The sequence below is a fragment of the Martinezella calliandrae genome, assembly GCF_030272695.1.
Taxonomy (GTDB): domain Bacteria; phylum Pseudomonadota; class Alphaproteobacteria; order Rhizobiales; family Rhizobiaceae; genus Rhizobium; species Rhizobium calliandrae.
On record NZ_JARFYN010000007.1, the window covers coordinates 138,438 to 164,962 of the forward strand.

Annotated in this window: 25 protein-coding genes; 6 read left to right on the forward strand and 19 right to left on the reverse strand. The window is 59.4% G+C overall.

Features of this window, described 5'->3' with window-relative positions; all coding sequences use genetic code 11:
- Window positions 1-33: 33 nt before the first annotated feature.
- Both PY650_RS07565 and PY650_RS07570 read right to left on the reverse strand, forming a co-directional pair.
- Window positions 34-1,221, reverse strand: a complete 1,188-nt coding sequence (locus tag PY650_RS07565; protein ID WP_285878464.1) for an SGNH/GDSL hydrolase family protein — start codon at window positions 1,219-1,221, stop codon at window positions 34-36.
- 87 nt (window positions 1,222-1,308) lie between these two features.
- Window positions 1,309-2,532, reverse strand: a complete 1,224-nt coding sequence (locus tag PY650_RS07570) for a lytic murein transglycosylase (protein ID WP_285878465.1) — start codon at window positions 2,530-2,532, stop codon at window positions 1,309-1,311.
- Between the two features lie 205 nt (window positions 2,533-2,737).
- On the opposite strand from PY650_RS07570, the gene galU reads away from it, so the two are divergent.
- Window positions 2,738-3,625: a UTP--glucose-1-phosphate uridylyltransferase GalU gene (gene galU, locus PY650_RS07575; RefSeq protein ID WP_285878466.1), complete on the forward strand. Its 888-nt coding sequence runs from the start codon at window positions 2,738-2,740 to the stop codon at window positions 3,623-3,625.
- Between the two features lie 52 nt (window positions 3,626-3,677).
- Here the strand turns inward: galU and PY650_RS07580 are convergent, their stop codons facing one another.
- The gene (locus PY650_RS07580) at window positions 3,678-5,204 is read right to left on the reverse strand and encodes an outer membrane beta-barrel protein (protein ID WP_285878467.1); all 1,527 of its coding nucleotides are present in this window, start codon (window positions 5,202-5,204) and stop codon (window positions 3,678-3,680) included.
- A 197-nt stretch (window positions 5,205-5,401) separates the two neighbouring features.
- Between PY650_RS07580 and PY650_RS07585 the strand changes: the two genes are divergently transcribed.
- Window positions 5,402-6,397: a KpsF/GutQ family sugar-phosphate isomerase gene (locus tag PY650_RS07585; protein ID WP_285878468.1), complete on the forward strand. Its 996-nt coding sequence runs from the start codon at window positions 5,402-5,404 to the stop codon at window positions 6,395-6,397.
- Here the strand turns inward: PY650_RS07585 and PY650_RS07590 are convergent, their stop codons facing one another.
- Together PY650_RS07590 and PY650_RS07595 are read right to left on the reverse strand one after the other, a co-directional pair.
- Complete coding sequence (locus PY650_RS07590) at window positions 6,398-6,856, reverse strand: NfeD family protein (RefSeq protein ID WP_285878469.1); 459 nt, start codon at window positions 6,854-6,856, stop codon at window positions 6,398-6,400.
- A gap of 1 nt (window position 6,857) precedes the next feature.
- The gene (locus PY650_RS07595) at window positions 6,858-7,880 is read right to left on the reverse strand and encodes an SPFH domain-containing protein (RefSeq protein WP_285878470.1); all 1,023 of its coding nucleotides are present in this window, start codon (window positions 7,878-7,880) and stop codon (window positions 6,858-6,860) included.
- A 405-nt stretch (window positions 7,881-8,285) separates the two neighbouring features.
- Here PY650_RS07595 and PY650_RS07600 point away from each other — a divergent pair, with 405 nt between their 5' ends.
- Window positions 8,286-9,194 (forward strand): S1C family serine protease, encoded by a 909-nt coding sequence (locus PY650_RS07600; RefSeq protein ID WP_285878471.1) that lies wholly within the window; start codon window positions 8,286-8,288, stop codon window positions 9,192-9,194.
- A gap of 29 nt (window positions 9,195-9,223) precedes the next feature.
- Here PY650_RS07600 and hemH read toward each other — a convergent pair whose 3' ends face one another.
- Together hemH and PY650_RS07610 are read right to left on the reverse strand one after the other, a co-directional pair.
- Window positions 9,224-10,249, reverse strand: coding sequence for a ferrochelatase (hemH, locus tag PY650_RS07605; RefSeq protein WP_285878472.1), 1,026 nt, complete (start codon window positions 10,247-10,249; stop codon window positions 9,224-9,226).
- 99 nt (window positions 10,250-10,348) lie between these two features.
- Window positions 10,349-12,544 (reverse strand): 5'-nucleotidase C-terminal domain-containing protein, encoded by a 2,196-nt coding sequence (locus PY650_RS07610; RefSeq protein ID WP_285878473.1) that lies wholly within the window; start codon window positions 12,542-12,544, stop codon window positions 10,349-10,351.
- Window positions 12,545-12,785: 241 nt separating this feature from the next.
- Between PY650_RS07610 and PY650_RS07615 the strand changes: the two genes are divergently transcribed.
- Complete coding sequence (locus PY650_RS07615) at window positions 12,786-12,968, forward strand: hypothetical protein (protein WP_285878475.1); 183 nt, start codon at window positions 12,786-12,788, stop codon at window positions 12,966-12,968.
- On the opposite strand, the gene omp10 is transcribed toward PY650_RS07615, so the two are convergent.
- The 8 genes from omp10 to PY650_RS07655 form a co-directional block, all read right to left on the reverse strand.
- Window positions 12,955-13,326, reverse strand: a complete 372-nt coding sequence (gene omp10 / locus PY650_RS07620) for an outer membrane lipoprotein Omp10 (RefSeq protein WP_285878476.1) — start codon at window positions 13,324-13,326, stop codon at window positions 12,955-12,957. The two genes, PY650_RS07615 and omp10, sit on opposite strands and share 14 nt — an antisense overlap.
- 181 nt (window positions 13,327-13,507) lie before the next feature.
- Window positions 13,508-14,959, reverse strand: coding sequence for a homospermidine synthase (locus PY650_RS07625; RefSeq protein ID WP_285878477.1), 1,452 nt, complete (start codon window positions 14,957-14,959; stop codon window positions 13,508-13,510).
- Window positions 14,960-15,095: 136 nt separating this feature from the next.
- Window positions 15,096-15,998, reverse strand: a complete 903-nt coding sequence (locus tag PY650_RS07630) for a heme-dependent oxidative N-demethylase family protein (protein ID WP_285878478.1) — start codon at window positions 15,996-15,998, stop codon at window positions 15,096-15,098.
- A 9-nt stretch (window positions 15,999-16,007) separates the two neighbouring features.
- Window positions 16,008-16,376 carry a nuclear transport factor 2 family protein gene (locus PY650_RS07635; RefSeq protein WP_285878479.1) on the reverse strand — a complete coding sequence of 123 codons (369 nt, stop codon included), beginning with the start codon at window positions 16,374-16,376 and terminating at the stop codon, window positions 16,008-16,010.
- A gap of 10 nt (window positions 16,377-16,386) precedes the next feature.
- Window positions 16,387-16,671: a YciI family protein gene (locus PY650_RS07640; RefSeq protein ID WP_285878480.1), complete on the reverse strand. Its 285-nt coding sequence runs from the start codon at window positions 16,669-16,671 to the stop codon at window positions 16,387-16,389.
- Window positions 16,672-16,674: 3 nt separating this feature from the next.
- Window positions 16,675-17,316, reverse strand: coding sequence for an aminotransferase class IV family protein (locus tag PY650_RS07645; RefSeq protein ID WP_285878481.1), 642 nt, complete (start codon window positions 17,314-17,316; stop codon window positions 16,675-16,677).
- Entirely contained in the window at window positions 17,301-18,461 is a 1,161-nt protein-coding gene (locus PY650_RS07650) for an aminodeoxychorismate synthase component I (RefSeq protein ID WP_285878482.1), read from the reverse strand. Before PY650_RS07650 ends, PY650_RS07645 begins: the two co-directional genes overlap by 16 nt.
- Window positions 18,462-18,732: 271 nt before the next feature.
- Window positions 18,733-20,583, reverse strand: a complete 1,851-nt coding sequence (locus PY650_RS07655) for a M3 family oligoendopeptidase (protein WP_285878483.1) — start codon at window positions 20,581-20,583, stop codon at window positions 18,733-18,735.
- Between the two features lie 224 nt (window positions 20,584-20,807).
- Between PY650_RS07655 and PY650_RS07660 the strand changes: the two genes are divergently transcribed.
- Together PY650_RS07660 and PY650_RS07665 are read left to right on the forward strand one after the other, a co-directional pair.
- Window positions 20,808-22,391 (forward strand): sigma-54-dependent transcriptional regulator, encoded by a 1,584-nt coding sequence (locus PY650_RS07660; protein ID WP_285878484.1) that lies wholly within the window; start codon window positions 20,808-20,810, stop codon window positions 22,389-22,391.
- Window positions 22,392-22,565: 174 nt separating this feature from the next.
- Entirely contained in the window at window positions 22,566-24,536 is a 1,971-nt protein-coding gene (locus tag PY650_RS07665) for a peptidoglycan L,D-endopeptidase MepK (protein WP_285878485.1), read from the forward strand.
- Window positions 24,537-24,682: 146 nt separating this feature from the next.
- Here PY650_RS07665 and PY650_RS07670 read toward each other — a convergent pair whose 3' ends face one another.
- The 4 genes from PY650_RS07670 to PY650_RS07685 form a co-directional block, all read right to left on the reverse strand.
- A complete protein-coding gene (locus tag PY650_RS07670; protein WP_285878486.1) occupies window positions 24,683-25,018 on the reverse strand; it encodes a hypothetical protein in 336 nt (111 codons plus the stop codon).
- A complete protein-coding gene (locus PY650_RS07675; RefSeq protein WP_285878487.1) occupies window positions 25,005-25,346 on the reverse strand; it encodes a helix-turn-helix transcriptional regulator in 342 nt (113 codons plus the stop codon). The genes PY650_RS07670 and PY650_RS07675 overlap by 14 nt, the downstream gene beginning before the upstream one ends.
- Window positions 25,347-25,824: 478 nt before the next feature.
- Window positions 25,825-26,088 (reverse strand): DUF2312 domain-containing protein, encoded by a 264-nt coding sequence (locus PY650_RS07680; RefSeq protein WP_120705364.1) that lies wholly within the window; start codon window positions 26,086-26,088, stop codon window positions 25,825-25,827.
- A 94-nt stretch (window positions 26,089-26,182) separates the two neighbouring features.
- Window positions 26,183-26,488, reverse strand: coding sequence for a DUF1244 domain-containing protein (locus tag PY650_RS07685; RefSeq protein WP_285878525.1), 306 nt, complete (start codon window positions 26,486-26,488; stop codon window positions 26,183-26,185).
- Window positions 26,489-26,525 lie beyond the last annotated feature (37 nt).

The window sequence follows — 26,525 nt, forward strand, 5'->3', positions numbered from 1 at the left end:
GATTGCCTTCGTTTTGTTGCTACCTGGTGGTGGTTACGGAGCAGTTGCAGCCGGTAGCCGATAATCGTCGACGCGTCCGGTCGGCGCCGGGGCCATTTGGCCTTTTTCGACGAGGAGGTCGCGAGGCGATGGTGTGACGGGATTGCGCAGGGGAGCTCCGCCCAGAAGCTGTGTGCCGCCGTCGAGATTGGGATCGGAGAGGCTCACCGGCTGTGTACGGGTAATCTTGTCCATCTCCCCCGGCGGCAAGTTTGCCTGTTCGGCTGGGAGCGGATTGCCAGTGTCGAGGCGGATGATATCCGGGCTCGCCTGATCGCCAAGCAGCCGGCGCGTGGGTTTTTCGACGTAGAAGGCGACCTTGCGCTTGCCCGCTGCCGTTAAATTGATGCCGTCGGCCGTTCTAAGCCGCACCTGCTGACCGTTGATGTCGGAGCCGGTGATAATGAACCGGCCGTTCTGGTCCGTGAACCCGTCCCAAATATCGATGAACTCACCGCCGACACTTTGGACCTGGCTCTGATAGAGCTGATTGAGCTTCACCGCGTCCGCCGTCATTTGGTCAGAGCCGAACGGCGGCAGGCCGACCCAGAGCAATGGGATATGCCGGCTCGTCACCAGCTTGCCGAATTCCTGGATGCGCTCCTCATAGGCGAGGAACCAAGGGTCGGTGCCGTATTTTTCGTTGAGGCCATCACCAACCATCTGCTGGCGATCATTGGCGCCGATCATCACGACGACCATGGCTGGTCTGACTTGATCCAGCATGACGGGCAATTGCTGTGGCCAATTGTAAAAGTCCTGCCGGACCAGGCCGGAGGCGACAGTGCTGTGTGTCTGGACGACGACGCCGGGTGAGGTGGAAAAGGCATCTTCCAGCCCGACACCCAGGCCACCTGCCAGGAAATCACCGACGACGAGGATCGACTTGGCGTCAGGCAGCTTTCGGACCTGGGGCGGCGTTTCCGGTTGAGCGACCACCTGGCGGGGCGGCGGCGGGGCAATCCGTTTGCGCGGCGGCCGAATAGTGCGTCTGGGCGCAGGCTGCTGCTCGGGAATATCGGGCTCGGAACGGCCGAACAGCATCTCAAGTAAAGTTCGGCGCCGCGGTTCCTGCGCCTCAGCCGACGACAGCAGACACGTGAGCGTGAAACAGGCGGCAAGAAGCGTCGCAAGGATCGCTTTTGCGGCAACCATGATGGCGCGGGCAGGCTGGTTTTTCATCGGGCTCTTTTCCGCTCACTGCCCCATGGTCGCATGAAGACGGCCGTGCCGTCCAGCAAATCCAAGGCTCATGCAGACGGTGGCGACCTATTTGCGCAGTGCCTTCAACAGGTTCAGCGACGGCTCACCGTCGGCGCTCATGCCGAAATGCTGCTGGACGGCGGTAATGGCGGCCTTGGAGCCGGAACCGAAATTGCCGTCAACGACGCCGTCGTAGTAGCCGAGTTCCTTCAGTCGGGTCTGCAGCTCGAATTTCTGTTTCATGTCAAGCGCGCCGCTCGGGCGCGGCCAAGATTGCTGCATGCCACCGTATCCAGCGATTTGATCGGCGAGCAGGCCAACGGCGAGCGCATAGCTGTCGGATGCGTTGTAGCGCTTGATGGTGAAGAAGTTGCCGGCCATCAGGAAGCCTGGGCCGCCAGGTCCGCCAAGCAACTTCAGTTGCGCGCGATCGGCGCTCTGGTTGAAGCCCTTGCCGTTCGGTCGGACAAAGCCAAGAGCTGCCCACTCAGCGAGAGTATGAGTCTTGCCAGCCTGTGCGTTGCCGCCCGGCGGCACGGTCACTTCGTAGCCCCAGGTGCGGCCGGTGCTCCAACCGTTCTTCGCCAGCAGATTGGCGGTCGTCGCGAGCGCGTCGGGAACAGAGTTCCAGATGTCGGCATGGCCGTTGCCATCGGCGTCGACGGCATAGAGCAAGTAACTGGTCGGGATGAACTGCGTATGGCCCATAGCACCGGCCCAGGAGCCGTTGAGCTCTTCGCGCGGCACATCGCCGCTCTGCAGAATCTTCAGCGCCGCAATCAATTGTTTTCTGGCATAGTTGGCGCGCTTCGGATCTGCATAGGCAAGGGTCGCCAATGCGCGGGGTACATAATGCAGCTTCTCGTCCTTGGCCAATACCGCGCCGTAGTTCGATTCCATCGACCAGATGGCTAGGACAATGTTGCGGTCCACGCCGAAATGCTGTTCAAGTGTACGCAGGGTCGAACCGTATTTGGCCGCCATCTTCCGGCCAATATCAACGGTATAGGGATTGACGCGGGAATCCAGATAATCCCAAATCGGGGTTGTGAATTCCGGTTGGTATTGAGCTTTTTCGAGGACCGTGGGGTCGGGGTCCGTAACGCCGGCAAATGCTTTGCGATAGGTTGACTGCGTGATACCGCTTTTAGCCGCGGTATCGTAGAAACCCGCGATCCATTTCTGGAACCCTGGGTCTGCATTGGCGTTAACGGGAGCAAGTCCCGCAAAGGCACCGAGCGCGAGCGCCAGAGCGAGACCACGAAGGGAGAATTTGCGGTTTGGGGTCATCAACAGCCGTGTCCATCAATACTTGGATTTCGGTGCGGCGATGCCCGTGGCATTCGCCCAAGCGTGACATTACAGGAACGAAGTCAACAAATTCTTTACCATGGAAGTCGGGGTCAGTCATCATTTGCGAAACAGTAGCATTTTTATACTACTGACCCTCGGAACAGTTTTGGCGCGATGCCACGTAATTCCCCAGGAGGTATGAGTGAGACAGCATAAAAAGGTGCGTAAGGCAGTATTTCCAGTCGCAGGACTTGGAACGCGGTTCTTGCCGGCGACCAAAGCGGTGCCGAAGGAAATGCTGACCGTCGTCGACAAACCGGTGATCCAGTACGTCGTCGATGAGGCGATGGAAGCGGGTATCGAGCATTTCGTATTCGTGACAGGCCGCAGCAAGCATGTCATCGAGGACTATTTCGACATTCAGTTCGAGCTCGAGCACACGCTGCGTCAGCGAAATAGGAACGCCGAGTTGTCGCTGCTGAACGGCCTGCTGCCGAAGGCGGGCACCGCAAGCTTCACGCGTCAGCAAGAGCCGCTCGGCCTCGGCCATGCTGTCTGGTGCGCTCGCGAAATCGTCGGCGACGAGCCGTTTGCGCTGCTGCTGCCCGACATGGTCATGCGCGCCGAAAAGGGTTGCATGAAGGGCATGATCGAGCTTTATGAGCATAGCGGCGGCAACGTCATCTCCGTTGAGGAATGCGCTCCGGATCAGACCCACAAATACGGCATTGTCGGCGTCGGCGACAGCGTCGGCAACGGCTTCCGGATCACCGAAATGGTGGAAAAGCCGGCCAAGGGCACGGCTCCGTCGAATTTCTTCATCAATGGCCGCTATATCCTGCAGCCGGAGATCTTCCATATCCTGGAAAGCCAGGAGCGCGGCGCCGGCAACGAAATCCAGTTGACGGACGGCATGCTGAAGCTTGCGCAAGAGCAGGATTTCGCCGGCTATCACTTCCGCGGCCAGACTTTCGACTGCGGCTCCAAGGATGGCTTCATCCTTGCCAACGTCGCCTTCGCGCTCGCCCGCGCGGATATCCGTCCAACCATCGAGGATGGGTTCAAGGCGCTGATCGAGGCACTCAAGTAGAGGCCTGAGCCCTCTTGCCCCGCGCCTGCGGGACAAGAGGGCGGCCGATGCCCTACCTTTTCACGGTCAATCCCACGCCCGCCTGAAGCTGTTTGGTATCATCACCGGTCTTTCGCGACGTTAGCTGGTAGCCGACGTTGCTGGTCAGATCGAGGTAGCGGTTGATGCCCCAGGTGAGGCCGAGCGCGGCATTATATTCGGTTTCGTCTAATGTGGTGCTGCCGGACGGGTAGTCGCGCCAGATCGTGCCGCCAGTCAGCTTGGCGGTGAGGTCGTCGCGCAGTTCCTGGCTCAAGGTGCTCGTCAACTGATAAGCGGTGTAGCCACTTTCGCCCGCTGTCGTGGAGGGTTGGACGCTGGTTGACAGACCGATACTGACATCTGTGCCACGCTGCGGCGACCAGGCTAGATTGCCGTCGACGGTCGGCGAATCGATCGAGGCCAGGCGCGAATCGTCGAATTCCGTGTGTTGATAGCCGAAGCCTAACTCGCCCTTCATCTTGTCGCCGAGATCGAGTTCCATGCCCGCCTTGCCGCCGTAACTCTGGTTCGAACGGGCGTAGCCGTTGCTATCGTGCGACTGGTCATAGAAGGTGCGGCCGAGATCGGCTTCCAGGAAGGGGATCAGGACGGGTGACAGTTCGTAACCGATGCGCCCGCGCCAGGTGCCGGCCGTCTGGTTGCGGTCGCTGAGAGTGACCTGGGTTCCGTCCGATAGGGTGGCATCGGAATAGATGGTACGAGTGAGCGCCAGGGCGGTCGTGCCGCGCAGCAGGCCGAAATCGCGCTCCAGCGACGCACCGGCATCGAACTGGTTGACGGCCGATTGCTTGGAGGCCCCGGCAATGGCGTTCGGATCGCTTGTGTCTTCACGGAAGAATTGATAGCCGGCGGTGATATGCGCCGTCGTATCGGCGGGCAGGTCGAGGCGCAGATCGGCCTTGATGTCGACAGTCGGCTGTTCCGCGCCGCTGCCGCTCAGGTTTTTCTGCCAAACACCCTCGCCGGTAATGGTCAGGGCATGGCGATCCCAATCCGATTTCAGCGTGCTGCGCAGATCGGTCTGCAGGAAGCTGCGGTCGTCATTGATGGAGCCGGTGCGGTTGCGCTCGACATTGATGGATTGGTTGACGGAGGGGCGCAGGGTGAATGTGCCGAGCGGTATGCCCTGTACATCCTCGCGATCCGGATGCTGTCGCGCCTTCAGGTCATCGGCGCTGGTCTCGCGCAAATTGACGCGGCGCAAATCGTCATCAAGGGTGGAGCCCGTGGTCGTCGGGTCGATGCCGTCGAGCCGGAGGCGGGCATTGGGCGAGGTACCTGTCGTTGGCTGATTGGCGGCCTTGGCCGCCTTCGATTGGGAGGATGCCGTGGCCGTCGAGCCTGAACCGGGGAGATCGAGGCCGTCTATGTCGGTCGAAGCTGCCGTCAGATTGACGTTGGAACTCTGGTTGGTATCGAGCGATTGCGCATGAACCGGCATCGGCACGGCGAGCACGCCCCAGCCCAGCAGAGCGGATGCAGCGCACGCCGTCAGCCGGAGGGAGCGACCACCCGCTTTGTTCTTGCCAACGTCCATTTGATCCTATGTCTGACCTTACTGGAAATGTCTTAAATCGTTACCCAACCGTAAAGGCCCATGGTTAACGCTTCCTTGCCAGCCGACTACAAGGAGTCATGGTGTCGGAACCGGCTGTGGTGGCACGACAACCTATCTCCGTTGCACAAAATCGATCTCGGGTGGACAGAAATAGAGAAAAGCGGTACCCCTCCGTCATGAATAAGAGAGCTGTAAGACTCATCGAGAACGGTGCGATCGAGTCCGCGATGCGGACGATCGAGACCGAGAGACGGGGCATGGAGGCGCTCGAACGCGCACTGACCAATGGTCTAGCCGAGCCCTTCAGCCGTGCTGTCGAGATCATCGGCGATATCACCGGCCGCGTCATCATCACCGGTGTCGGCAAGAGCGGCCACATCGGCAACAAGCTTGCCGCCACGCTTGCCTCTACGGGGACGCCGGCTTTCTTCGTCCATCCGGTCGAGGCCAATCACGGCGATCTCGGCATGATTACACATGACGACGTCATCGTCGCCATGTCGTGGAGTGGCGAAAGCGCTGAATTGCGCGGCATTATCAGCTACTCCCGTCGTTTCTCGATCCCCATGATCGCTATTACCGCCGGCGAGACTTCGACGCTGGCGCGCGAGTCGGATGTGGTCCTGTTGCTCCCCAAGGAGCAGGAAGCCTGCCCGCACGGGCTGGCGCCGACGACGTCGACGCTGTTGCAGCTTGCGATCGGCGATGCGCTTGCTGTGGCGCTATTGGAGGCGCGCGGTTTCACCGCGGAGGACTTCCGCACCTTCCATCCCGGCGGCAAACTGGGGGCCAGCCTCTCGCATGTCGCCGATATCATGCACAAGGGCGATCGCGTACCCCTGGTCAAGCTTGGCACCGGCATGCGGGAAGCCGTCACGACGCTGGCGCAGATGCGCTTCGGTTGTGTCGGCGTCATCGATGATGAAGGGTGCCTTTGCGGCATTGTGACGGATGGCGATATTGCCCGCAACCTCGGCAACAGCCTTGCGGAGATGTGCGTGGACGATGTGATGACGCGCAATCCGAAGACGGTGAAGGAAACGACGCTGGCGACCGGGGCGATGGCATTGCTGAACCGTCACAACATCTCGGCACTGATCGTTGTCGACGACGTCCGGCGGCCTATCGGGATCGTCCACTTCCACGATCTGCTGCGTATCGGTGTTGCCTGATCAAGCGGGTTCGACCGTAAGGTCGCGGCCGCTGCTGGCGACAACCTTGACGCGGGTGCCCACGGGCAAATCCGGTCCCTTGACCGTCCAATAGGTATCGTTCAAGCGAATGCGTCCCCGGCCTTCGGTGATCGGTTGGTCGAGCGTTGCGGTGCGTCCGACCAGGCTGGCGCTACGCTGGTTCAGGAAAGGCTCGTCGGTGGCCTGGTTGCTGCCATAGAGGTAGCGACGACCGAGCAGGGTGACAATCACGGCCGTGGCAGCGAAGACAAGTCCTTGCACCTGCCAGATCCAGAAGGCGCTATCCCAGAAAACCAGCGACAAAGCGCCGACGATGATGCCAGCCAAGCCGATCCAAACCAAAAAGAAGCCTGGCAAGATCAGTTCAGCGGCGAGCAGCACCAGGCCCGCCAGCCACCAGCTCCAAGGGCCGAGTTCGACGACGAGATTGTCGAACATCTCAGCTCTCCCTGGGCGATAAAGGATTGATCGAAGGCGTGGTGCGCGTGAGGCCCGTGCGCGGACGAGGCGGCTGCGGCTCGCCGTTGCCGTTGCCATTGCCATTGTCGCCGAAGACTTCGCGGGCGATGGCGCCGATGCCGCCCAGTGAACCGATAATGGAGCTGGCTTCCATCGGCATAAGCACGATCTTCGAATTGCTGGCGGAGCCGATCGCGCTCAAGGCTTCCGTGTACTTCTGCGCTATGAAGTAATTGATCGCCTGTACATTGCCCTCCGCAATGGCCTCAGACACCACGCGCGTCGCCTTGGCTTCTGCCTCGGCGAGGCGCTCGCGGGCCTCGGCATTGCGGAACGCTGCCTCGCGCTGGCCTTCAGCCTGGAGAACTGCAGCCTGCTTGGCGCCTTCGGCGCGCAGGATCTGTGCATTGCGCAAGCCTTCCGCTTCTAGAACCTGGGCGCGCTTTTCGCGCTCGGCCTTCATTTGCCGCGCCATGGCATCGACGAGATCCTTCGGCGGCTGGATGTCCTTGATTTCCACGCGAGTCACCTTGATGCCCCAGGGCTCGGCTGCTTCATCGACCACGCGTAGCAGCCGCTCGTTGATGGCGTCGCGATTCGATAAGAGTTCGTCAAGATCCATCGAGCCCATGACGGAGCGGATGTTCGTCTTGGTGAGATTGAGGATCGCGGTTTCGAGATTGGTGATCTGATAGGCAGCCTGAGCCGCATTCAGCACCTGGAAGAAGGCGACTGCATCCGCGGCGATGCTGGCATTGTCCTTGGTGATGACCTCCTGTGTCGGGACGGCGAGGACCTGTTCCATCACATTCATGCGTGCGCCGATCGTCTCGATGAAGGGCACGATCAGGTTGAGCCCCGGCTCCAGCGTGCGGATATAGCGGCCGAAGCGCTGGACCGTGTAGCGATATCCCTGCGGCACGGTCTTGATCCCTGCAAACAGCACCAGGATGACCAAGACAACCAAGGCAACCACAACGATGCTGAACCCACCGATTACCATAAAATCCTCCCTGGACGCTCCCGCACGACGCAGGGTTTACGTCACTTCAAAGACCTGCCACGATATCAGCCCATTCGGATGAATAGGGCTGCGCAGCAGCTCAATCAGATGTGGTGGGTTAGCATGTTCTCGGCAAGGGCGGAATGGGTGGCGCCATCAGACCGTTTGCCCTGTTTCACGGCATGAAATACGGGCGGAGACGTTAATTTGCCGGGCCGAATGGGCAGCTCCCGTCGCCCACTCGCCTGCGGAATAGATTCAGCCGAAGGTGACGGAGACACTCAATCTCGCGCAAGGTCTTGCACTGGGCATCCATCGTCATACCTTAAGGGTAGGAAAAGTATCCGGATTCTGCCGACGCGTAGCCTTCCCAGCCATCGCATGGCGCATCACGAGGGTGAGACAATGAATATCGATAGGACTTTGCGGTCAATCGTGGCTGTACACGCTTCAATCCCGGAAGATGCCTTTACAGCCGGGGCGTTAGGGACGCGGCGGGAGGGCAGCGGTGTGGTCATCAGAGGCAATGGCCTGGTGCTCACGATCGGCTATCTTATCACCGAGGCCGACGAGGTCTGGGTGACGACCAATGACGGTCATGTAGTTCCTGCTCATGCGCTTGCCTACGATCAGGAAACTGGTTTCGGCCTGGTCCAGGCGCTGGGTTCGCTTGGTGTTCCCGCCCTGGATTTCGGCGACGCGGCCAAGGCCGAGATCGGCGATCCGGTGGTGATTGCCGATGGGATCGGTCAATTCGTCCGCGCAAACATCGTGGCCAAACAGGAATTCGCTGGTTATTGGGAATACCTGCTGGACGAGGCGATCTTCGTCGCGCCCGCCCATCCTTCATGGGGCGGCGCCGCGCTCATCGATAGGGACGGCAAGCTTTTGGGTATCGGCTCGCTTCACCTGCAAATGGCTTCCCAAAACGAGGAAACTGCCGATATCAATATGGTTGTGCCGATCAATCTGCTGCCGCCTATTCTTGATGATCTGCTCAACAGAGGCCAGGTCAACAAGCCGCCCAGACCCTGGCTCGGCGCTTTCTCGGCCGAGAGCAACGGCGAGGTCGTGGTCATGAGCGTGGCGGAAGGCGGTCCGGCTGCTCAGGCGGGCTTGCGTCGGGGCGACGTCATCTCCGAGATCCGAGATGGGGAAGTTGATAGTCTGGCAGATTTCTATCGCAAGGTGTGGGAAAGCGGCCCTGCCGGCGCGGAAATCCCCATGAGGATATTGCGCGACGGTCGCGAAGCATGGCTGCGCGTCAAATCGGCTGACCGCAACAGTTTTCTTCGGAAACCGCAACTGCAGTGAGGCCCGCGGGCGCATTGGAGCTTTGGGTGCTAAGCCCAGCCCAACAGCTCCCGGCGCACCACCTTTTCCAGCACACGCATGCCATCCTCACTGTCGTTCAGGCAGGGGATGTGCGTGAATTTCTCGCCGCCATTGTGGTGGAAGGATTCGGCGGCTTGTTCGGCGATTTCTTCGAGTGTTTCCAGGCAATCCGAGACGAAGCCGGGATTGAGGACGGCGATGCGCTTGGTGCCTTCCTTCGCGAGGCGTTCCACCGTTTTGTCGGTATAGGGCTGAAGCCATTCTTCCGGGCCGAAGCGGGATTGGAAGGTGACCATGAGCCTGTCTTCGGAAACCCCGAGCTTCTCGCGCAGCAATTGAGTGGTCTCGATGCATTGGCCGTAATAAGGATCCCCCTTTTCGGAATAGGAAAGCGGAATACCGTGGAACGACGCAAGGATCTTTTCCGGTTGCCAGTCGAGCGTGGCGAGATGCCGGGCGACGGAGTTGGCGAGTGCCTCGATATAGGTGGGATCGGTATGATAGTCGGGCACGGTGCGCAGCGCCGGCTGCCAGCGCATGGCCATCAGTTTCTCGAAAGCCTTGTCATTGACAGTAGCGGTTGTCGCGGCCGCATATTGCGGATAGAGCGGAAACACCAGAATGCGGTCGCAGCCCTGATCCTTCAGCACTTGGATGCGCTCGCCGATTGCGGGCTTGCCATAGCGCATCGCCCAATCGACGACAATGCCGGGCAAGTCCGTCAGCCGCTCGGCCATCAAATTTGACTGGTTGCGGGTATAGGTGCGCAGGAAACTTTCGTTCTTTTCCTTGTTCCAGATCGTCTCATAGGCCTTGCCAACCTTGCCGGGGCGGGTGTTGAGGACGATGCCGAACAGGATCGGGTACCATTTCCACGCAGACCATTCGATGACCCGCTTGTCGGTCAGGAATTCACGTAGATAGCGGCGCATCGAGATGTAGTTGGTGCCGTCTGGCGTGCCGAGATTGACGAGAAGGACGCCGATCTTGCCGGATTTCTGTTGTGACTGGCCGGTCGGGGCTTCTGCGGTCATCGGTTGTATTCCTCTCAACGAAACGAAGCACCTCACATAGAAACAAAAGCCGGACCGGAAAAGCCCGGACCGGCCGACTTTTTGCGAGACAAATCGTCCTTACTTGGCCGGAATCTTCAATTCACGGCCGATGGCAAGGTGGTGTGGCCTGAGATTGCGGTTGGCGGTTACGAGTCTGCGCCATCCATTGGCATCGCCGTAGTAGGTCCTGGCGATGTCCCAAAGAGTATCTCCGGCGGCGATGACATGGGTGGTCGGCGGCGTTTTCGGCGGCTCGCTGGTCGGAGACGCCGGTGCTGTCGTCTCCGGTGCCGTTGTCGTGGTAGCAGGGGCCGTTGTCGTCGGCAATGTGGTGGTTGTTGCCGGAGGCGTCGCGCCGGGTGCTGTGGTCTGAGACGTTGAGGTGTCCGGTGTCGTGTTGGCGTCGGGTGTTGAAGCCGGCGCTGTCGTTGTCGTTGCTGGAGAGGTGGCGGCGGGAGCTGTTGCTGTCGGAGCGGTCGTCATGGCCGGTGGGGTAGCGGGTGTCGTCGTCTGAGCCGTTGACGTGGTGGGCGCGGAAGCAGCGGGAGCCGTTGCGGAGGGGGCTACGCCGGCGTCGGCCGCAGCCGGCGCGGGCTTCTGATCCGATGCTGCCGCCTTTTGTGCGTCAGCCGGTTTTGCCGCCTCCGGTTGGGTGTTGGCTGGGGTTCCACCGACTTGGGTCACGCGGCCATCCGTATAGGGCTTGTAGGGATTGTGCGCTGCCAGATAGTCGGCGACGACTGCTTCGAGGTCCGGGCCGAAATCATAGGCATTCTTGCCGTTCTGCGCGAAGACGACGTAGCCGTCCCCACCGGCACGCATGTAATTGTTGCTGACGATGCCGTAGGTCTTGTTCGGATCAAGCGGCACGAACTCCGTGCCTTCCTGCACCAGGACTGAAACGACACGGCTCCCGGGTGGCTCTGATTTATCAAAAGTGTATTTGAGGCCAGCGACCTGCGGGAAACGGCCAGCGCCGTCCTCGATCTGGCTAAGGCCGTTTTCCAGTGCTGCCCTTATGTCAGCGCCGGTCAACTGGAAGGTGGCGACCGTGTTCTGGAACGGCAGAACGGTCAGCACGTCACCCATGGTGACGTTGCCGCTGCCGATGGAGGCGCGCAGCCCGCCGCCGTTTTGAATGGCGATAGTGACGCCCTGATTTTTGGTGCGATCGAGCATGGCGTCGGCCACGAGATTGCCCATTGGGCATTCGGCTGCGCGGCAGACTTCGCGCGATCCATCGATCGGGTCGGTGGAGGAGCCGATGACCTTATGGCGCAGATCCTCGATGGGCTTGGCCATTTCCTGGATACGGGCTGATATCGCGGGGTCCGGTTTGACCGAAGAATCGAGCAGGATCGGATCGCCCCTGGCTTCCTTGACGACGCCGTTGTCATCGAAGGTGATGACGATATCGCCGAGATATTTGCTGTAGGAGGCAGCCTGGACGACCGGAACCTTATAGCCGGCCGGATTGTCGACCATCGTCGGATAGGGGCCGGCGGCTTTCGGGTCGGTGTTCGACAGCAGCGTATGCGAATGGCCGCCGACGACGACATCGACGCCGGCGATCCTGGCGATCTTCTCGACATCGCGCGGATAACCGACATGGGTGAGCGCGATAATCTTGTTGACGCCCTGCGACTTCAGCCCGTCTACCTCGGCGCTGATGGCGGCGGCATCGTCGGTGATCTTGACGTGAGGGCCGGGCGAGGCGAGCTCGGGCGTCTCGGTCGTGACCGCGCCGACGATACCGATTTTCTGGCCGCCGATATCGAGCACGATGGATTTCTTAATGCGGTCGCCGATTTTCGATTGGTCGTCGACCACCAGATTGGCGGTGACGACGGGGAATTGCGCCTTGTCGAGGAAGCCGGCAAGCGGGCCTTCGCCATCGTCAAACTCATGATTGCCGACGGTCATGGCGTCGATCTTCATATCGTTGAGGAATTCGACCTCGGCGGCGCCTTTGTAGGTGGTGTAGAACAGCGAGCCCTGGAAATTATCGCCGGCATCGAGCACTAGCACATTCTGGCCGGCAAGCGCGGCACGACGCTGGTCGATCGCCGTCTTCAGTCGCGCTACCCCGCCAAAGCATTCGTTCTTGGCTTCCTCGGCTGCGGAGCAGGTGGCGTCGAACTTGTTGATCGACTCTATGCGCGAATGCAAATCATTGAAGTGCAGGATGTTGAGCTGATAGTCCGCGAAGGCGGCGCTGCTGTTGAGCGCCAGAAGCGTGGCGGACAATAAACCCACTGCGAAGGGCTGCTTCATCTGTCTCTCCTGTTGGCCATCACATTCCGGCCCGCCCGTGCCCTAAGGCGGTCCGCCACACAGATGTTTTCATCACGTTGGAGTGAGCGCAAGCAAAAGCTGTTGGCTTCATTAGGATTTTACAAAGGGGCCGAATATCCCGCCGGATCAGGCACATGCTTCGGTGGAAGCGGGACCATAGGTGTCCCGCAACCCGGCCGCGGCACTCCATCCGAGGAAGCAAAAGACGGGCAGGGCGATGATGAAAACGCCCATCGGCCCGTGGCAATCGAGCGCCGCAACGCCCCGCATCCTGTTGTCGCTATTGGCGGGGGAGAGCCAACGCCGGGAGGGCGAGCGGCAATCAGGCGGCGAGAACACCAGCGCCATCCTGCGCCTGGCGCCTATCCGTCTACGCCGCCTGTTTCAGCTTATCGGCGATTGAGAGAAAACTGCTTCCCCGCATCGGAGGTGCAGTTGAGCTGGTAGGGGCTGATCAGGGCGCAGTTGATCTTGGACTGTGTCTTGCGCACCAGCGAGGTCATATTGATCTCGATCAGGCCGGGGGAAACGTTGGTATAGGTGCCCGAAGCCAGAACCGAGTTGCTGTCGGTCGTGTGAGTCGTGAACGTACCGGCCTGGAAGGTGGAAATGAGGCCGTTTGCATCGCTCCAATTGCCTTCCACTCCTTGCGGCTGCACGCTGGCGCGGGTGGCAGGCGGAGCCCTCGATCCGCCGAAATCAACGCAGGCGGACAGCGCTGCCGCAGCGGCAATAAGAGCAAGGCTGGTTCTGATCTTCATAAATGTCTCCCGCGATTGAAGGCGGACTTGTGTCGTGTTGGTTGCGAGAAACATGGCGCGGCCATCTGTTGAAAGCAAGGCTCCAGAATCTATCACCTTGATTTATCCGGCGAGCGTAACAAAAATGCCCGCACAGCCTGTGCGGGCATTTCAATCTTCGACTTTTCAAATGATCCGTCGATCAACGAACCAGGATGTTCTTGAACTGCCACGGATCCTTGGTGTCGATGTCTTCAGGGAACAGGCCCGGGCGGCCATCAAGCGGCGTCCAATCGGTGTAGTGGCCTTCAACCGGGCCGAGATAGGGCAGCTGCACTTCGAGGCAGCGCTTGTAGTCGACTTCGTCGGCTTCGACGATGCCTGCGGTCGGATTCTCCAAGGCCCAGACCATGCCGGCGAGCACAGCCGAGGTCACCTGCAGGCCAGTTGCATTCTGGTAGGGGGCGATGCGGCGGGTCTCATCGAGAGACAGACGCGAGCCGTACCAATAGGCGTTCTTGGCGTGGCCATAGAGCAGCACGCCGAGTTCGTCGATGCCGTCCTCAAGCTCGTCCTCATCGAGGACGTGATGGACCGGCTGCGCCGTGCCGCCGTTGCCGAACATTTCATGCAGCGAGAGCACGGCATCATTGGCCGGATGATAGGCATAATGGCAGGTCGGGCGGAAGGTGACTTCGCCGTCCTTGTCGCGGACGGTGAAATAGTCGGCGATCGAGATCGACTCGTTGTGCGTGACGAGGAAGCCGTACTGCGGGCCAGGCGTCGGGCACCATGTGCGGACGCGGGTGTTGGCGCCCGGCTGTTCCAGATAGATTGCGGCCTGGCAGCCCTTCTTGTGCTTCTTGGCGTTCTTCGGCATCCATTCTTCGTGGGTGCCCCAGCCGAGTTCGGCCGGCTGCAGACCTTCGGAAATGAAGCCTTCGACGGACCAGGTGTTCCAGAACACGTTCAACGGCTTCGGATGCTTGGTGCGCTGCGTGTCGCGCTCTGCGATGTGGATGCCCTTGACGCCGACCTTCTTCATCAGCTTGGCCCAGCCTTCGCGGTCATGCTGATCGGGCTCTTCGAATTTGAGGCCGAAGTCGTTGGCGAGATTGACGAGCGCCTGCTTGACGAACCACGACACCATGCCCGGGTTTGCGCCGCAGGTAGAAACCGCCGTCGCGCCGCCGGGGTTCTTTGCCTTTTCCTTGCGCACGGTCTCACGCAGCGCATAGTTGGTGCGGTCAGCGTTCTTCATGTTTTTGTCGAAATAGAAGCCGAGCCAGGGTTCGACCACGGTGTCGATGTAAAGCACATCGTGCTTGCGGCAGAACTTGATGAGATCGAGCGACGAGGTGTCGACCGAAAGGTTGACGCAGAAACCCTGACCGCTGCCTTCCGTCAAGAGCGGCAGCAAGAGGTCTTTGTAGTTGTCCTTGGTGACATATTCCTGGATGTAGCGGACCCCGTGCTTCTCGAGGATCGCCAAGTGGGCGGCGTCCAATTGCGGATCGATGACGACCATCCGGCTCTTGTCGAATTTGAAGTGGCGCTCGATCAGGGGCAGGGTGCCACGGCCGATGGAGCCAAAGCCGATCATCACGATCGGACCGGTAATTTCGGCATATACCGGATAGTTCTGTTCCGTCATTCTTTTCTCCTTCGAAAGGCAGGACGCCGTTCGGCCTGTGAAATTCAATCAATATTTGCGCGAAAATGCGATTTGAACGGCTCTAACCATAAATTGATGTCACAATAAAGAGCCGTTCCGGGTTATCGGGCAAATGTCAAGCGTGGGAAGTAGCTTCTGCCAGCATTCGCAATTGCCTCACCAGCTCCGCTTTCTGATGAACCAGACCTTTATAGGCTCCTTGCGATTCGTCCAACGCATCCAATTGCGCGGCGAAGCTCGATGCCAGCTCCGAGGCTTTGGGATGGTTCGCGATCGCGGCAATCGGGTCGACGTAGATGCGGATGGTAAAGAGGATATCGCCCGATACCGGAAGCTTGCGCAATGTTTGTCGCTCGATGCGCGCGAAGCGTTCATCGAGCGTAAAGGCCTCGCCGGCCTTTGGCCGGACAGGCGGAAACGGCAGATGGAGATTGCTGCTGGCGCCGACGGACCAGTTGAACCGCTCGACCGGCTGCGTCACCTGAAGATTGTCGAAGATGCGGTTAATGAGCACGGCATTGCGGGTTCCGTCGCCGAAGCCGGGCACATCGCCATGAATGGCCTGCATAGGCCGTCCGAATTTCTCGACAAGGGACCATGATGAGGGAAATGCGACGTGGCCGGCAACGAGATGCCAGCCGTCCGCCTTGCGCCGCATGATCACGAGATCATCGGCAACGAGCGAGCCGGCCTTCAGAAGCGGCGGCAGGCTTGGATCGGCAAGATCGACGGAGTGCCCCGCGGCGGAGACGATGTCGCCTTCGCGGCGATGGGTGCCGGGATGCTGCTGGCAAAGATATCCAGCAAGGAGATCGAGCGCCTCCTGCTGCGTGTCCTGCGTGTCGTCCTCGGCAACGAAAATTTCGTTGAGACGAATGCTGGAAAGGCGCTTTTTTTCATTAAGATAGAGCTCGAGATCGGCATCGGGTTCGATCCAACGGACAAGGTCTAGCGAAGCTAGGCCGATGGTGAAGGGCTTGGCGGAGCCGTCATAGGGTGTGTGAATCAGTTGTGTCATGGAAAGAGCTTATCGCGTCAACGTTCCCTGATGGAAGAGCATCCGCCATTTGCCATCCGCTTCGAGCCGCCAGATCGAACTTCTGAGCGTTCTAACCGTAGCCTTGTCGGGAGATGCGCGGGAGGCCCGATAGGTGACGAGAGCGATCCCCTGCGAAAGCAGTCGAGCGTCGAAGTCCTCAAGTGTCCGCGAGGCGATATTCTCCGGATCTGCCGCAAGCTCGGTCAGGACGTCCGCTAGGTCGAAGAGCCGGCCGGAGCTGCCGATCTCGCGGAAGTCAGCAGAGAGCAGTTCCACCAGCATCTGCCGCGAGCCACGCACCGCGGGTTCGAAGAGCCGTTCCTCCAGGTCTTTCAATTGCGCATGTAGATCGTCCAACGGGCTTTTCTCAGCTCTTCAACGCCTCTAGTCCCTCGGTCACAGTCGTCAGAGCGATTTCCGTGACTTCATAGGCGGCAACACCGTGGATGGTGAAGGGGTCGGCTGCGACATAGGCTTCCAGTTCGGCGCGGTTGCCGCGTGCGAAGATAATGCCGCCGGTGCGCGGCACCTTGCGGCCGGAAGCGAGGAACCAGCCCTTGGCGTAGCCCGCCTTCACCCAGGCCATATGCGGCTCCATGTGCTTGTCGGCTTCGTCATTGCCCTTGAGATAGGTCAGCGAAAGGATGAACATCAATCAATTCCGTAGGAGTTGCGCGCGGATCAGTCCGCGCAGGGAGTTTCCGATATAAAGGCTGCCGTTTTCCAGATCGTCCAGCCCCATGCGGCCGACGCGAGCCTTGCGCTGGCATATGAGCTCGGTGCGCAAGACGCCGGCGAGCAGCCCTGAAGAAATAGGTGGGGTCCGCAACACGCCGAAGCCATCGTCTAGGAAAATCGAGGTGATCGTACCCTCACAGACATCGCCCTTTTCATTGAGCAATAGCACCTCGTCTGCCTCTGTCGGCGAATATTCGGCGCGGGCGGCTTCATAAACAGACCGACGGGTCGTTTTCATGCGCAGCAGTTTGTCAGCGGAATCGAGGCGCGCCTGCGCGATCCGGACGCGCCAGACCGCATCCGCTGCGAGGGGCGTGAAAGGGGCGGCGCTGATTTCCGTTTGTCCGGCTCGACCAAACGTCAGCCGGACACGCAATGGTGCGCTCGCGCCAACAACGACCGCATTTAGTTTCGTAAGCGCATCCCTCGGTGCTGGAAAGCCTAGACGTCGGGCGGACCGCTGTAGCCGGGCAAGATGTAAGCGTAGGCGCACGAAGCCTGTTTGCGGTTCATAGCGCAACGTCTCGATCAGCGAAAAGTCGTCTAGCGCTTGATCCATCGATCTCCTACCGCGAAGCGTGCCTTCAACAGGCATTCTTCATATTCCGCCTCCGCCGTCGAATCGAAAACGATGCCGCCCCCGACATTGAACACTGCGCGGCCGCCATCGAACAGCGTGATCGTGCGGATTGCCACGGAAAAACGCATGGCGCCGGACGGTGAAATCATGCCGATCGCCCCGCAATAGACGTCGCGCGGCCCGTCTTCGAGATCGTGCAGGATTTCCATCGCACGCATTTTCGGTGCGCCGGTGATCGAGCCGCAGGGAAAGAGGGCTGCGAAGACATCGCGGATGGTCATGGCGGGGCGCAGTTTCGCCTGTACGTGGCTGACCATCTGATGCACGGTCGGATAAGTCTCAATTTCGAAAAGTTTCGGCACATCGAGCGTACCGACTTCGGTGATGCGCGAGATGTCGTTGCGCAGGAGATCGACGATCATGCGGTTTTCCGCTTGCGTCTTCTCATCAGAAAGCATGGCGGTGATGATCTCTTCATCCTCGGCGGCATTCGCGCCCCGCCTGGCGGTACCTTTCATCGGGTGCGTCTCGATCCAGCCGTCCTCATCCGTACGGAAGAAGAGTTCGGGCGAGCGCGACAGGATGATCGGGCCGCCGAGATCGACCAGCGCCCCATACTTTACCGGCTGACGCTCGATCAGCGACCAGAAGGCAGCGCGGGCGTCGCCACTCCACCGGGCCGTGATCGGCATCGTAAGGTTCGCCTGATAGCAGTCACCCTGGCGGATATGCCAATGCAGCCGGCCGAATCTCTCTTTATATGTAGGGAAGTCCCATGCTGCCGTGGCGTCGGTCAGGAACTCCTCGTTTTCAAGGCGTTGCAATGGCTGGGTGAGGGGATGGTCGCCGGTTGCCGGAGCATCGAAAACGCCGAAGCAGAGCAGCGGCGTCTCGCGGTTCTCCTCGGCAAAAGCCGCAAGCTTATCCTCAAAGAGGTGGCCGGCCTCATAGGCCATATAGCCCGCCAGCCATTTTCCCCGTCGCTTGGCCTTTTCCATGCGATCCAGCGCATCGAAGAACTGCGCACGCGTATGCGCCATGATGATCTCGGCTGGTTCGGTGAAGATCATCACCTGTCCTGTGCTGTCGTCCCTGAAGAGGACGTAGGGTACGGCATCGGCCATGCGCGGATTTCGATCGTGTTCTCGTCGTTTCGGTTGTCAGGCGGCGGCCTGTGTGCCGCAACCGGGCGCTTAGCCACTCACCCAAGCCCTCTCGCCAGTGGAGACGAGGGGGACCCATCCGGCATTTGCCGCACCATTTGCGCCAAATGATGTGAAGGCTGCTGCCGCAGCTCCCTCTCCCCGCATGCGCGGGGAGGGGTCGGGTGAGGGGCCATGCGCAAGGATGCGGCGATGGCAGACGTTGCTGCTGCTCCTGCCAGCAGGTGGAACTTCAGTTCTTATCTAGCGCTTCCAGCTCATCGATGAGCCCTTCGATCATCGACAGTCCCTTGCTCCAGAACGACGGATCGGTGGCATCGAGGCCGAAGGGTTTCAAGAGTTCGGAGTGATGCTTGGTGCCGCCGGCCTTCAACATCTCGAAATATTTGGCCTGAAAGCCCTGTTCGGCATTCTGGTAGACGGCGTAGAGGGAGTTGACCAGGCAGTCGCCGAAAGCATAGGCATAGACATAGAAAGGCGAGTGGATGAAGTGGGGGATATAGGACCAATAGGTCTCATAGCCCTCGGAAATCTTGATTGCAGGCCCGAGGCTCTCCGACTGGACGGAGAGCCACAGCTCGCCAATATCATCCGATGTCAGCTCGCCGTTTTTGCGGGCGGTGTGAACCTTGCGCTCGAATTCGTAGAAGGCGATCTGGCGGACGACCGTGTTGATCATGTCCTCGACCTTCTGGGCCAGCATCGCCTTGCGCTCGCGCTTGTCCTTGGTCTTGTCGAGCAGGGCGCGGAAAGTCAGCATTTCACCGAAGACAGAGGCGGTTTCCGCCAAGGTCAGCGGCGTCTGGCACATCAGCGCGCCCTGGCCGCCGGCAAGCACCTGGTGCACGCCATGGCCGAGTTCGTGTGCCAGCGTCATGACATCGCGCGGCTTGCCCATATAGTTGACAAGCACGTAAGGGTGGGCTGAAGGAACAGTCGGATGCGCGAAGGCGCCCGGTGCCTTGCCGGGACGCACTGGCGCGTCGATCCATTCCTCGTCGAAGAAGCGCTTGGCGATTGCAGCCATTTCCGGGGCGAAATTGCCATAAGCGGAGAGAACCGTCTGCTTCGCCTCAGTCCAGGGGATCAGCGCGTTGGGGGTCTCGGGCAGCGGCGCGTTGCGGTCCCAGAAGTTCATCTGTTCCATGCCGAGCCACTTGGCCTTCATCTTGTAGTAGCGGTGCGAGAGGCGCGGATAGGCGTCGCGCACCGCCGCCGCCAATGCGTCGACGACTTCGCGCTCGACCCGGTTGGCCAGATGCCGGCTGTCGGCGATATCCGCGAAGCCGCGCCAGCGGTCTGCAATGTCCTTATCCTTGGCGAGCGTATTGGTGATCAGGGTGAAGACGCGCAAATTGGCCCTGAAGGTCTCTGCCAGAGCCATTGCCGCCTTGCGGCGCAGCTCCGGATCTTTTTCCTGCAGCATGTTCAAGGTAACTTCCAACGGCAGTTTCTCGCCGTCGACGTCGAAGCGTAGTTCCGCCATGGTCTCATCGAACAGGCGATTGAAGGCCGCGGCACTGGTCATGGATTTTTCCAGGAACAGCTGTTCGAGCTTATCGTCGAGCTGATAGGGCTTGTCCTTGCGCAGATCGATGATCCAGGGACGGTAGTGGCCTGCGGCCGGATCGTTCGCCATGCACGCATCCATCACCGCATCGTCGATACGGTTCAGTTCCAGCGGGAAGAACAGCAAATGCGCGGAATAATCGGTCAGCCGCGCCTGCACGTCGCCATAAAGCTTGCCATTGGCTGGATCGCTGGTATTGGAGAAATAGGTCAGTCCGGCGAAGGAGCCGAGGCGGCCCATGATATCGTCCAACGCTTCATATTCCTTCAGCGCGGCGCCGATGCCGGCGTCACCGGTCTTGGTCGCGGCGTCGGCGAGCTTGCCCTTCCATTTTTCCTCGAAGACGATCGCCGCCTTGCCAACCTTTTCCATGTCGCTGACGAAGGCGGTGGATGTGGCGGAAGGGTAGAGATCGCTGAGCTTCCAGGCGGGCAGGTCGCCGAGTTCGGCATTGGTCGCCGCCGCCGGGCCAGCGGAAAAGTTAAGGGATGAATAGAGCGAGGTGGGGCTCATGGGCGGTATTTCCTCTGCTTTTCATTGCGGGACAGTCCGGTCCGTCCGTGTCTATTCGGCTGAAAAGGCTGCGGCAAGAGGCGTATTTCCTTGGAGCCGAATAACCGGACTCTCACGCAATGTTACATTCGTCGCAATGATTAAAATGCGATGCTTTGGCAAAACTTCATGTTCAAGCCTTTCTGCGAATGTCGGCATCAGGTTTCGCATGAAGTGAGGCACCAATGACCGTATTTAATAGCGCCAAGGGGGGCGCGCAGATTCTCGTTGTTGAGGATGATCCGATTCAACGGCGTCTGCTGAAAAACGCTATCGAGCGGCACGGACACGTTGCTCATATGGCAGAGAATGGCCGTTTCGGCCTGGAGATTCTGAAGCGCAACAGCGAGCAGATCAATGTGATCGTGCTCGATCTCATGATGCCGGAGATGAATGGTATCGAGTTTCTGGGCGCCCTGCGAGATATGGGTACCGATGTGCCCGTCATCGTGCAGACGGGGCAGGGCGGTATCGAGACCGTGGTGCAGGCCATGCGGGCCGGCGCTTTCGATTTCGTCGTCAAGCCGGTATCGCCCGAACGGATAGCGGCCTCGATCGCCAATGCGTTGAAGCTCGATCAGCGCGAAGCAAGAGCTCGTGCCGGTCGCAGGGTGCGCTCGAGCACGATCAGTTTCGACGACATCGTCTCGGCGAGCCCGGCGATGATGCGCGTGGTCGACCTTGCTCAGAGAGCTGCACAATCGAACATCCCCGTGGTGCTGGAAGGGGAATCCGGTGTCGGCAAGGAACTGGTGGCGCGTGCCATCCAGGCCGCCAGCGACCGGGCCGGAAAGCCGTTCGTGACGGTGAATTGTGGCGCGATTCCGCACAATCTTGTCGAGAGCATTCTCTTCGGCCATGAGAAGGGCGCCTTTACCGGCGCCGCCGAGCGACACGTCGGCAAGTTCATGGAAGCAGACGGCGGCACGCTGTTTCTTGACGAAGTCGGCGATCTGCCGCTGGAGGTGCAGGTCAAGCTCCTGCGCGCCGTGCAGCAGGGCGAGATCGAGACGGTCGGCGCGCGCGTCGCGCAGAAAGTCAATGTCCGGTTGATCTCGGCCACCAACAAGGATTTGATCGAGGAGGTGAAGGCCGGTCGGTTCCGTGAAGACCTCTATTATCGCCTCAACGTCTTCCCGGTCACCATGCCGGCGCTGCGCCGCCGCAAGGAAGATATTCCGTATCTTGCCCGCGCCTTCGCCGACCGATTTGCGCTCGAACAGAAGCTAGGTCATTCGCTTTCGATCAGCCCTGGCGCCCTTGCGCTGCTAACGGCCTATGACTGGCCGGGCAATATCCGCCAGCTCGAAAACGCGATCTTCCGCGCCGTCGTGCTGTCCGAGGGATCGGAATTGATTGAAGCGGATTTCCCGCAGATTGCGGCACAGCTGCCGGGCTATTTCACTGCTGAGCATCCGACTTTAGTTGTGGATAATTCGAAGACTTTCGGCGCCGATGTGGACGCAACTGAAAGATTTGAGCACGGCATGCGTGTCATTTCTTCGGAAGTGATTACAACTACGCCGCTGTCCATCGCCGAAACATCATCTGTTCTTATATCAGACAATGTCATCGCCAGCACCGACCCGTCCGGCGACGTCAGAAAGCTCGCAGATGTTGAGGAAGAGCTCATTCGATTCGCTCTCAAATTCTATCGAGGGCAAATGAGTCAAGTGGCAAGGAAGCTCGGAATCGGCCGTTCTACCCTCTATCGCAAGTTGAAAGACTATGGGATAGACCCGGATGACCCGCAGAAACATGCAGCCTGAGAGTATTTTAACGTTTAGGCAAGCATATTTTGTTACCTGTCGTAAAGCACTTGTTAGTGCATCGTTCACCATGTATGAAGGTGGCGACCATGTGTGGCATTTTTGCCATCGTGTCACCGCAATTGACAGCCATTTGGAACACGATGCGACATTGTCTGTCGGACGGGGATCGAATTGCCGAATCTGATTGGGAATACCAAGCTTAATAGCTTGAGCAGGCTTTCTGCGTGCTCTGAGATATTTCGTAAGGTGGCCAAGGTCGTAGCCGTTGGTCTGCTTGCGATGGCTGTTTCCACTCCGGTTTTCGTTGGCACCCCATCCCAGGCAGGCGGCGAGACTCGAAGCCTAAAGATTTATTACGTACATACAGGCGAAAAGGCGGTCATCACCTACAAGCGCAATGGAAAGTTCGATCCGGACGGTCTGGAGAAACTGAACCGCATCCTGCGCGACTGGCGTAAAAACCAGCCGACCAAGATGAACCCGCGTTTGTTCGATTTGATTTGGGAGGTCTACCGCGAAAGCGGCTCCCATGAGTTCATCTATGTGGTCTGCGGATTCCGTTCGCCCGGTACCAACGAGATGCTGCGCACGCGTTCGGCTCATACGGGTGTCGCGAAGAAGAGCCAGCATATGCTCGGCAACGCGATGGATTTCTATATTCCCGACGTGAAGCTGACGAAGCTGCGCGAGATCGGGATGAAGTTGCAGGTCGGCGGCGTCGGCTATTATCCAACGTCCGGCTCGCCCTTTGTCCACATGGACGTTGGCGGCGTTCGCGCATGGCCGCGCATGGATCGTCAGGATCTCGTCCGTCTCTTCCCGGATGGCAAGACCATGCATATTCCGGCCGACGGACGGCCGTTACCGGGTTATCAGGAGGCGGTCGCCGACTATAAGCGCCGCATGGCCTCCGACGATATCCAGATCGCCAGCGCTTCGCATTCGCGTCGCGGCTTCTTCGCCAGGCTGTTTGGCGGCGGCGGTGCGGATGAGGAAGAGGACAATGCGGATGAAGGCGCACCGGCAACGGCGGCTCCGACCACCACGATGGTTGCCAGCAATAAGAAGACTGAGCAGGCTCCGGCAGCAGCCGACGAAGGCGACGACAGCCAGCCGCAGACGCAGGTTGCCAGCATAAACGCGCCTGTTCCGCAGGTTCGTCCAGCCTTCGGCAATCAGCCGGCGGGAAGCGAAGTCGCTTCGGCTCTGATGTCGCCACCGCAAAACGCCGCTCAGGATGCGATGGCCGCAGCCATGCCGAATGGCCAGCAGGACCAGCAACAATTTGCCGATCTTCGCGCCTATCACGTTCCCGTGCCCGCATTGCTTGAGCGCGGTTCGCCGGGCGATGCCGAGCTAGCGTCTGCTGACGCTGACGCGAAGGATCAGACTGCCGACGTGCCGCTTCCGGCCGAGCGTCCGGAAGTCGCCGAAAGCCTCCTGGCTTCGGCCGATGCCGATCCGGATGCCGTCGATGATGCGGCGGACGAGGGCACATTGTCGCCCTCGATCGTTGCTGCTCTCGAACAGCATCGCGTCGATCAAACGGGTGCCAATGTCGGCGTTCCCGTCGCTGTGGCTGCTGCTAACAACGCCACATCCAAGGATGAAATACCGCCGAAGCAGCCCGCGCCCGCCAACGACAATGCCGTTGCCGACAATGACGCGGTGCGGGCGATCGCTGCGGTCTCGCCGCAGAAGAGATCGGGTCAGCAGATGCCGATGCAGGTGGCAGCACTTGCACCGACGGCCAACGAGATCAAGGTCAGCAGCGGCCGTATTAGGGACAATTTCGAGATGGCGGTGCCGCAGGAACGTCCGATTGCGGCTGGTATAGCGACCAAGGGCGGACGTCCGAACAAGCAGGATGCCGCAGTGGCTGACGCCGGCCGCGCAACGGTGACAACCGAGCCGAAGCTGACTGAAAAGATGATCTCGCAATGGGCGATCGCCAATGCCCGCGTCGAGATTGTCAACCGCCCGGTCAAGGCTCCGCGCTTTGTCAGCCCAACGCTGCGTGCCCAGCCGACCGCCGTCTATACCGAAGGCTTCAAGGTTCAGACTGCATCGATCGACCCGGAACGCTTCAGCGGTTCGGCCGTGAACTTCCTTCAAGTGAAGAAGTTCAACTCCGTCGAATAGCCGCTCCTAAAAACTCCATCGCGCACCATTGCGTCGGCAATTTCCTGTAATTGCGCAAGATCAATGGTTTTGTTGAAATGACGGCTCGGAGCGGGTGGCTCTACATTTAAACCGAATCCCAACGCTCCCGCTCGGTCGTCCGGGGACTAGAGCAGATAGTCTATCTCCCTCAGCGGGGCTTTCCCGACGTATTTTTCAATTAGTCTGCGCCCCCAGTGGTCTGGCCCTGCATCACGCAGCGATCCAAATATCCCCCCCATTGCCGCTGTTTCATAGGCTCTAGCGGCGATTTGCAGTTCGGCCGGATCAATCTCAACAGCGTCGGGGTTGTCGCGGTAGCTGCGACCGTAGACAAATTGCCCAACGCTTGTACCTCGCCGATCTTGCTTTAGGGAGAAGCGCCCAACAGTTACGGGCGTGGTCTTTTCTGGAAGTGTTATATAAACAAAGCAGTCGGTTGGACTCTCTTTAGAAGTTGTCATCTAGTGAAGTCTCCTGTCGTGATCGCCGAGGCGCACGTGTCCTTTCGAGTGCCTTTCCTTCCTGGTCTGACTCAGGATCGGCAACTTGGGAAAGTTGCTCCGTAAGTCCGTATGCCCAGAGGAGTGCTGCGTATACGGCTATTGTGGTTGAAGGCTTCCCCTTCTCGGCATTTGAAACCACACCCCTGTCTACGCCAATTTTTTCACCGACCTCCGCGGCCGTTAGGTTTCTACGAAGGCGCGCTGTGCGCAGGTTTGCCCCCAAAACTTTCAACGATTGCTCCACCGGATAAGGTGGTGCTAGAAGTAGTGGACTTTTGGCCACCATGTTGCCTTAAGGCCTCCTTAACCGAGATAATGCTACCTTAAGACTACATTTAACAGAAATGGTCTGCCATGGCCGCCTTCTTTAGCAAATTTGCAGAACCTTCAGCACTCTACCCAGGCCTTGCAGAAGAGTGAGGTATCCGTCGAGCATCCAGTCCACCCGGCAGGGGGTTTGCTGGCTTCCAGTCAAGCTACCCCATTGATCTTCCACATCTGCGGCGACGCCGAAGTTCGGGCAATGCGGGTTCTTGCAAAAGTGACGTTCACTCACTGGAAGGGGAGAGCCATCGAGGTCGCTTTGGGTCTTCCGAAAAAATCTCCGACGTAAGCAATACCCCCGAAACCGGCGTTACAAGGGGTATTGCTGAAGATGGTCCAATGATTCCACATTTAAGTAAGTGGCTGGGAAGCGAACCGGCGGTTTTTCTATTTCAGGTGCCCGAAGCTTAGGCTTTGACGGGTTCAGCCTTCGACGAAGCTTACGCTTCCGGCGGTGCTTCGATCATGCCGAGGGCGTGGAGATAGGTGTCGAGAATGAGGTCTTCCTCCATCCGCTCCTGATCGTCCTTCTTACGCAACGCGATGACTTTTTTCAGGATCTTGGTATCGAAGCCCATGCCCTTGGCTTCGCCGTAGACATCCTTGATGTCGTCGGCAATAGTCTTCTTCTCTTCTTCCAGCCGTTCGATGCGCTCGACAAAAGCGCGAAGCTGATCGCGGGCGACGCCATGAGCATCTGACATCATTGTCTCCTGATTGCGTGGGATTTTGAATTCGATGGGCCGTTGACCTGCCGCGAAAGGAGCGCAAGGTCAAGCCATCTCGATGGAAGTGGCCCTATTCTTTCGGCTTGTTCAGCTCAAAAGCGGCTTTTTGCACAGCGGAAGCTTCCGTTTGATGCAGATTTTTCCAGTCCTCATAGGGCATGCCGTAGACCATTTCGCGCGATTCGTCCTTGGTTATCGGCAGCCCGGCTTCTTCGGCGGCCTCGCGATACCAGTTGGACAGACAGTTGCGGCAGAAACCGGCGAGGTTCATCAAGTCGATGTTCTGCACGTCGCTGCGTTCGCGCAGATGGGCAACAAGGCGCCGGAAGGCGGCCGCTTCCAGTTCGGTCTGCTGTTTTTTAGTGAGTTCGGTCATCTCTTTTTCCTCAAGCCGCTTAGCCGCCAGGATCTTG

What these genes read in the sequence shown, in the direction of transcription:
- omp10 (WP_285878476.1), bottom strand. Translation starts at nt 13,326, where the DNA reads ATGAAGATCAGAACCAGCCTTGCTCTTATTGCCGCTGCGGCAGCGCTG.
- PY650_RS07675 (WP_285878487.1), bottom strand. Translation starts at nt 25,346, where the DNA reads ATGGTGGCCAAAAGTCCACTACTTCTAGCACCACCTTATCCGGTGGAG.
- PY650_RS07565 (WP_285878464.1), bottom strand. Translation starts at nt 1,221, where the DNA reads ATGAAAAACCAGCCTGCCCGCGCCATCATGGTTGCCGCAAAAGCGATC.
- PY650_RS07685 (WP_285878525.1), bottom strand. Translation starts at nt 26,488, where the DNA reads ATGACCGAACTCACTAAAAAACAGCAGACCGAACTGGAAGCGGCCGCC.
- PY650_RS07595 (WP_285878470.1), bottom strand. Translation starts at nt 7,880, where the DNA reads ATGGTAATCGGTGGGTTCAGCATCGTTGTGGTTGCCTTGGTTGTCTTG.
- PY650_RS07585 (WP_285878468.1), top strand. Translation starts at nt 5,402, where the DNA reads ATGAATAAGAGAGCTGTAAGACTCATCGAGAACGGTGCGATCGAGTCC.
- PY650_RS07580 (WP_285878467.1), bottom strand. Translation starts at nt 5,204, where the DNA reads ATGGACGTTGGCAAGAACAAAGCGGGTGGTCGCTCCCTCCGGCTGACG.
- PY650_RS07670 (WP_285878486.1), bottom strand. Translation starts at nt 25,018, where the DNA reads ATGACAACTTCTAAAGAGAGTCCAACCGACTGCTTTGTTTATATAACA.
- PY650_RS07590 (WP_285878469.1), bottom strand. Translation starts at nt 6,856, where the DNA reads ATGTTCGACAATCTCGTCGTCGAACTCGGCCCTTGGAGCTGGTGGCTG.
- PY650_RS07630 (WP_285878478.1), bottom strand. Translation starts at nt 15,998, where the DNA reads ATGACACAACTGATTCACACACCCTATGACGGCTCCGCCAAGCCCTTC.
- PY650_RS07660 (WP_285878484.1), top strand. Translation starts at nt 20,808, where the DNA reads ATGACCGTATTTAATAGCGCCAAGGGGGGCGCGCAGATTCTCGTTGTT.
- PY650_RS07600 (WP_285878471.1), top strand. Translation starts at nt 8,286, where the DNA reads ATGAATATCGATAGGACTTTGCGGTCAATCGTGGCTGTACACGCTTCA.
- PY650_RS07640 (WP_285878480.1), bottom strand. Translation starts at nt 16,671, where the DNA reads ATGTTCATCCTTTCGCTGACCTATCTCAAGGGCAATGACGAAGCCGAC.
- PY650_RS07680 (WP_120705364.1), bottom strand. Translation starts at nt 26,088, where the DNA reads ATGTCAGATGCTCATGGCGTCGCCCGCGATCAGCTTCGCGCTTTTGTC.
- PY650_RS07610 (WP_285878473.1), bottom strand. Translation starts at nt 12,544, where the DNA reads ATGAAGCAGCCCTTCGCAGTGGGTTTATTGTCCGCCACGCTTCTGGCG.
- PY650_RS07625 (WP_285878477.1), bottom strand. Translation starts at nt 14,959, where the DNA reads ATGACGGAACAGAACTATCCGGTATATGCCGAAATTACCGGTCCGATC.
- PY650_RS07570 (WP_285878465.1), bottom strand. Translation starts at nt 2,532, where the DNA reads ATGACCCCAAACCGCAAATTCTCCCTTCGTGGTCTCGCTCTGGCGCTC.
- PY650_RS07615 (WP_285878475.1), top strand. Translation starts at nt 12,786, where the DNA reads ATGAAAACGCCCATCGGCCCGTGGCAATCGAGCGCCGCAACGCCCCGC.
- PY650_RS07650 (WP_285878482.1), bottom strand. Translation starts at nt 18,461, where the DNA reads ATGGCCGATGCCGTACCCTACGTCCTCTTCAGGGACGACAGCACAGGA.
- hemH (WP_285878472.1), bottom strand. Translation starts at nt 10,249, where the DNA reads ATGACCGCAGAAGCCCCGACCGGCCAGTCACAACAGAAATCCGGCAAG.
- PY650_RS07655 (WP_285878483.1), bottom strand. Translation starts at nt 20,583, where the DNA reads ATGAGCCCCACCTCGCTCTATTCATCCCTTAACTTTTCCGCTGGCCCG.
- PY650_RS07645 (WP_285878481.1), bottom strand. Translation starts at nt 17,316, where the DNA reads ATGGATCAAGCGCTAGACGACTTTTCGCTGATCGAGACGTTGCGCTAT.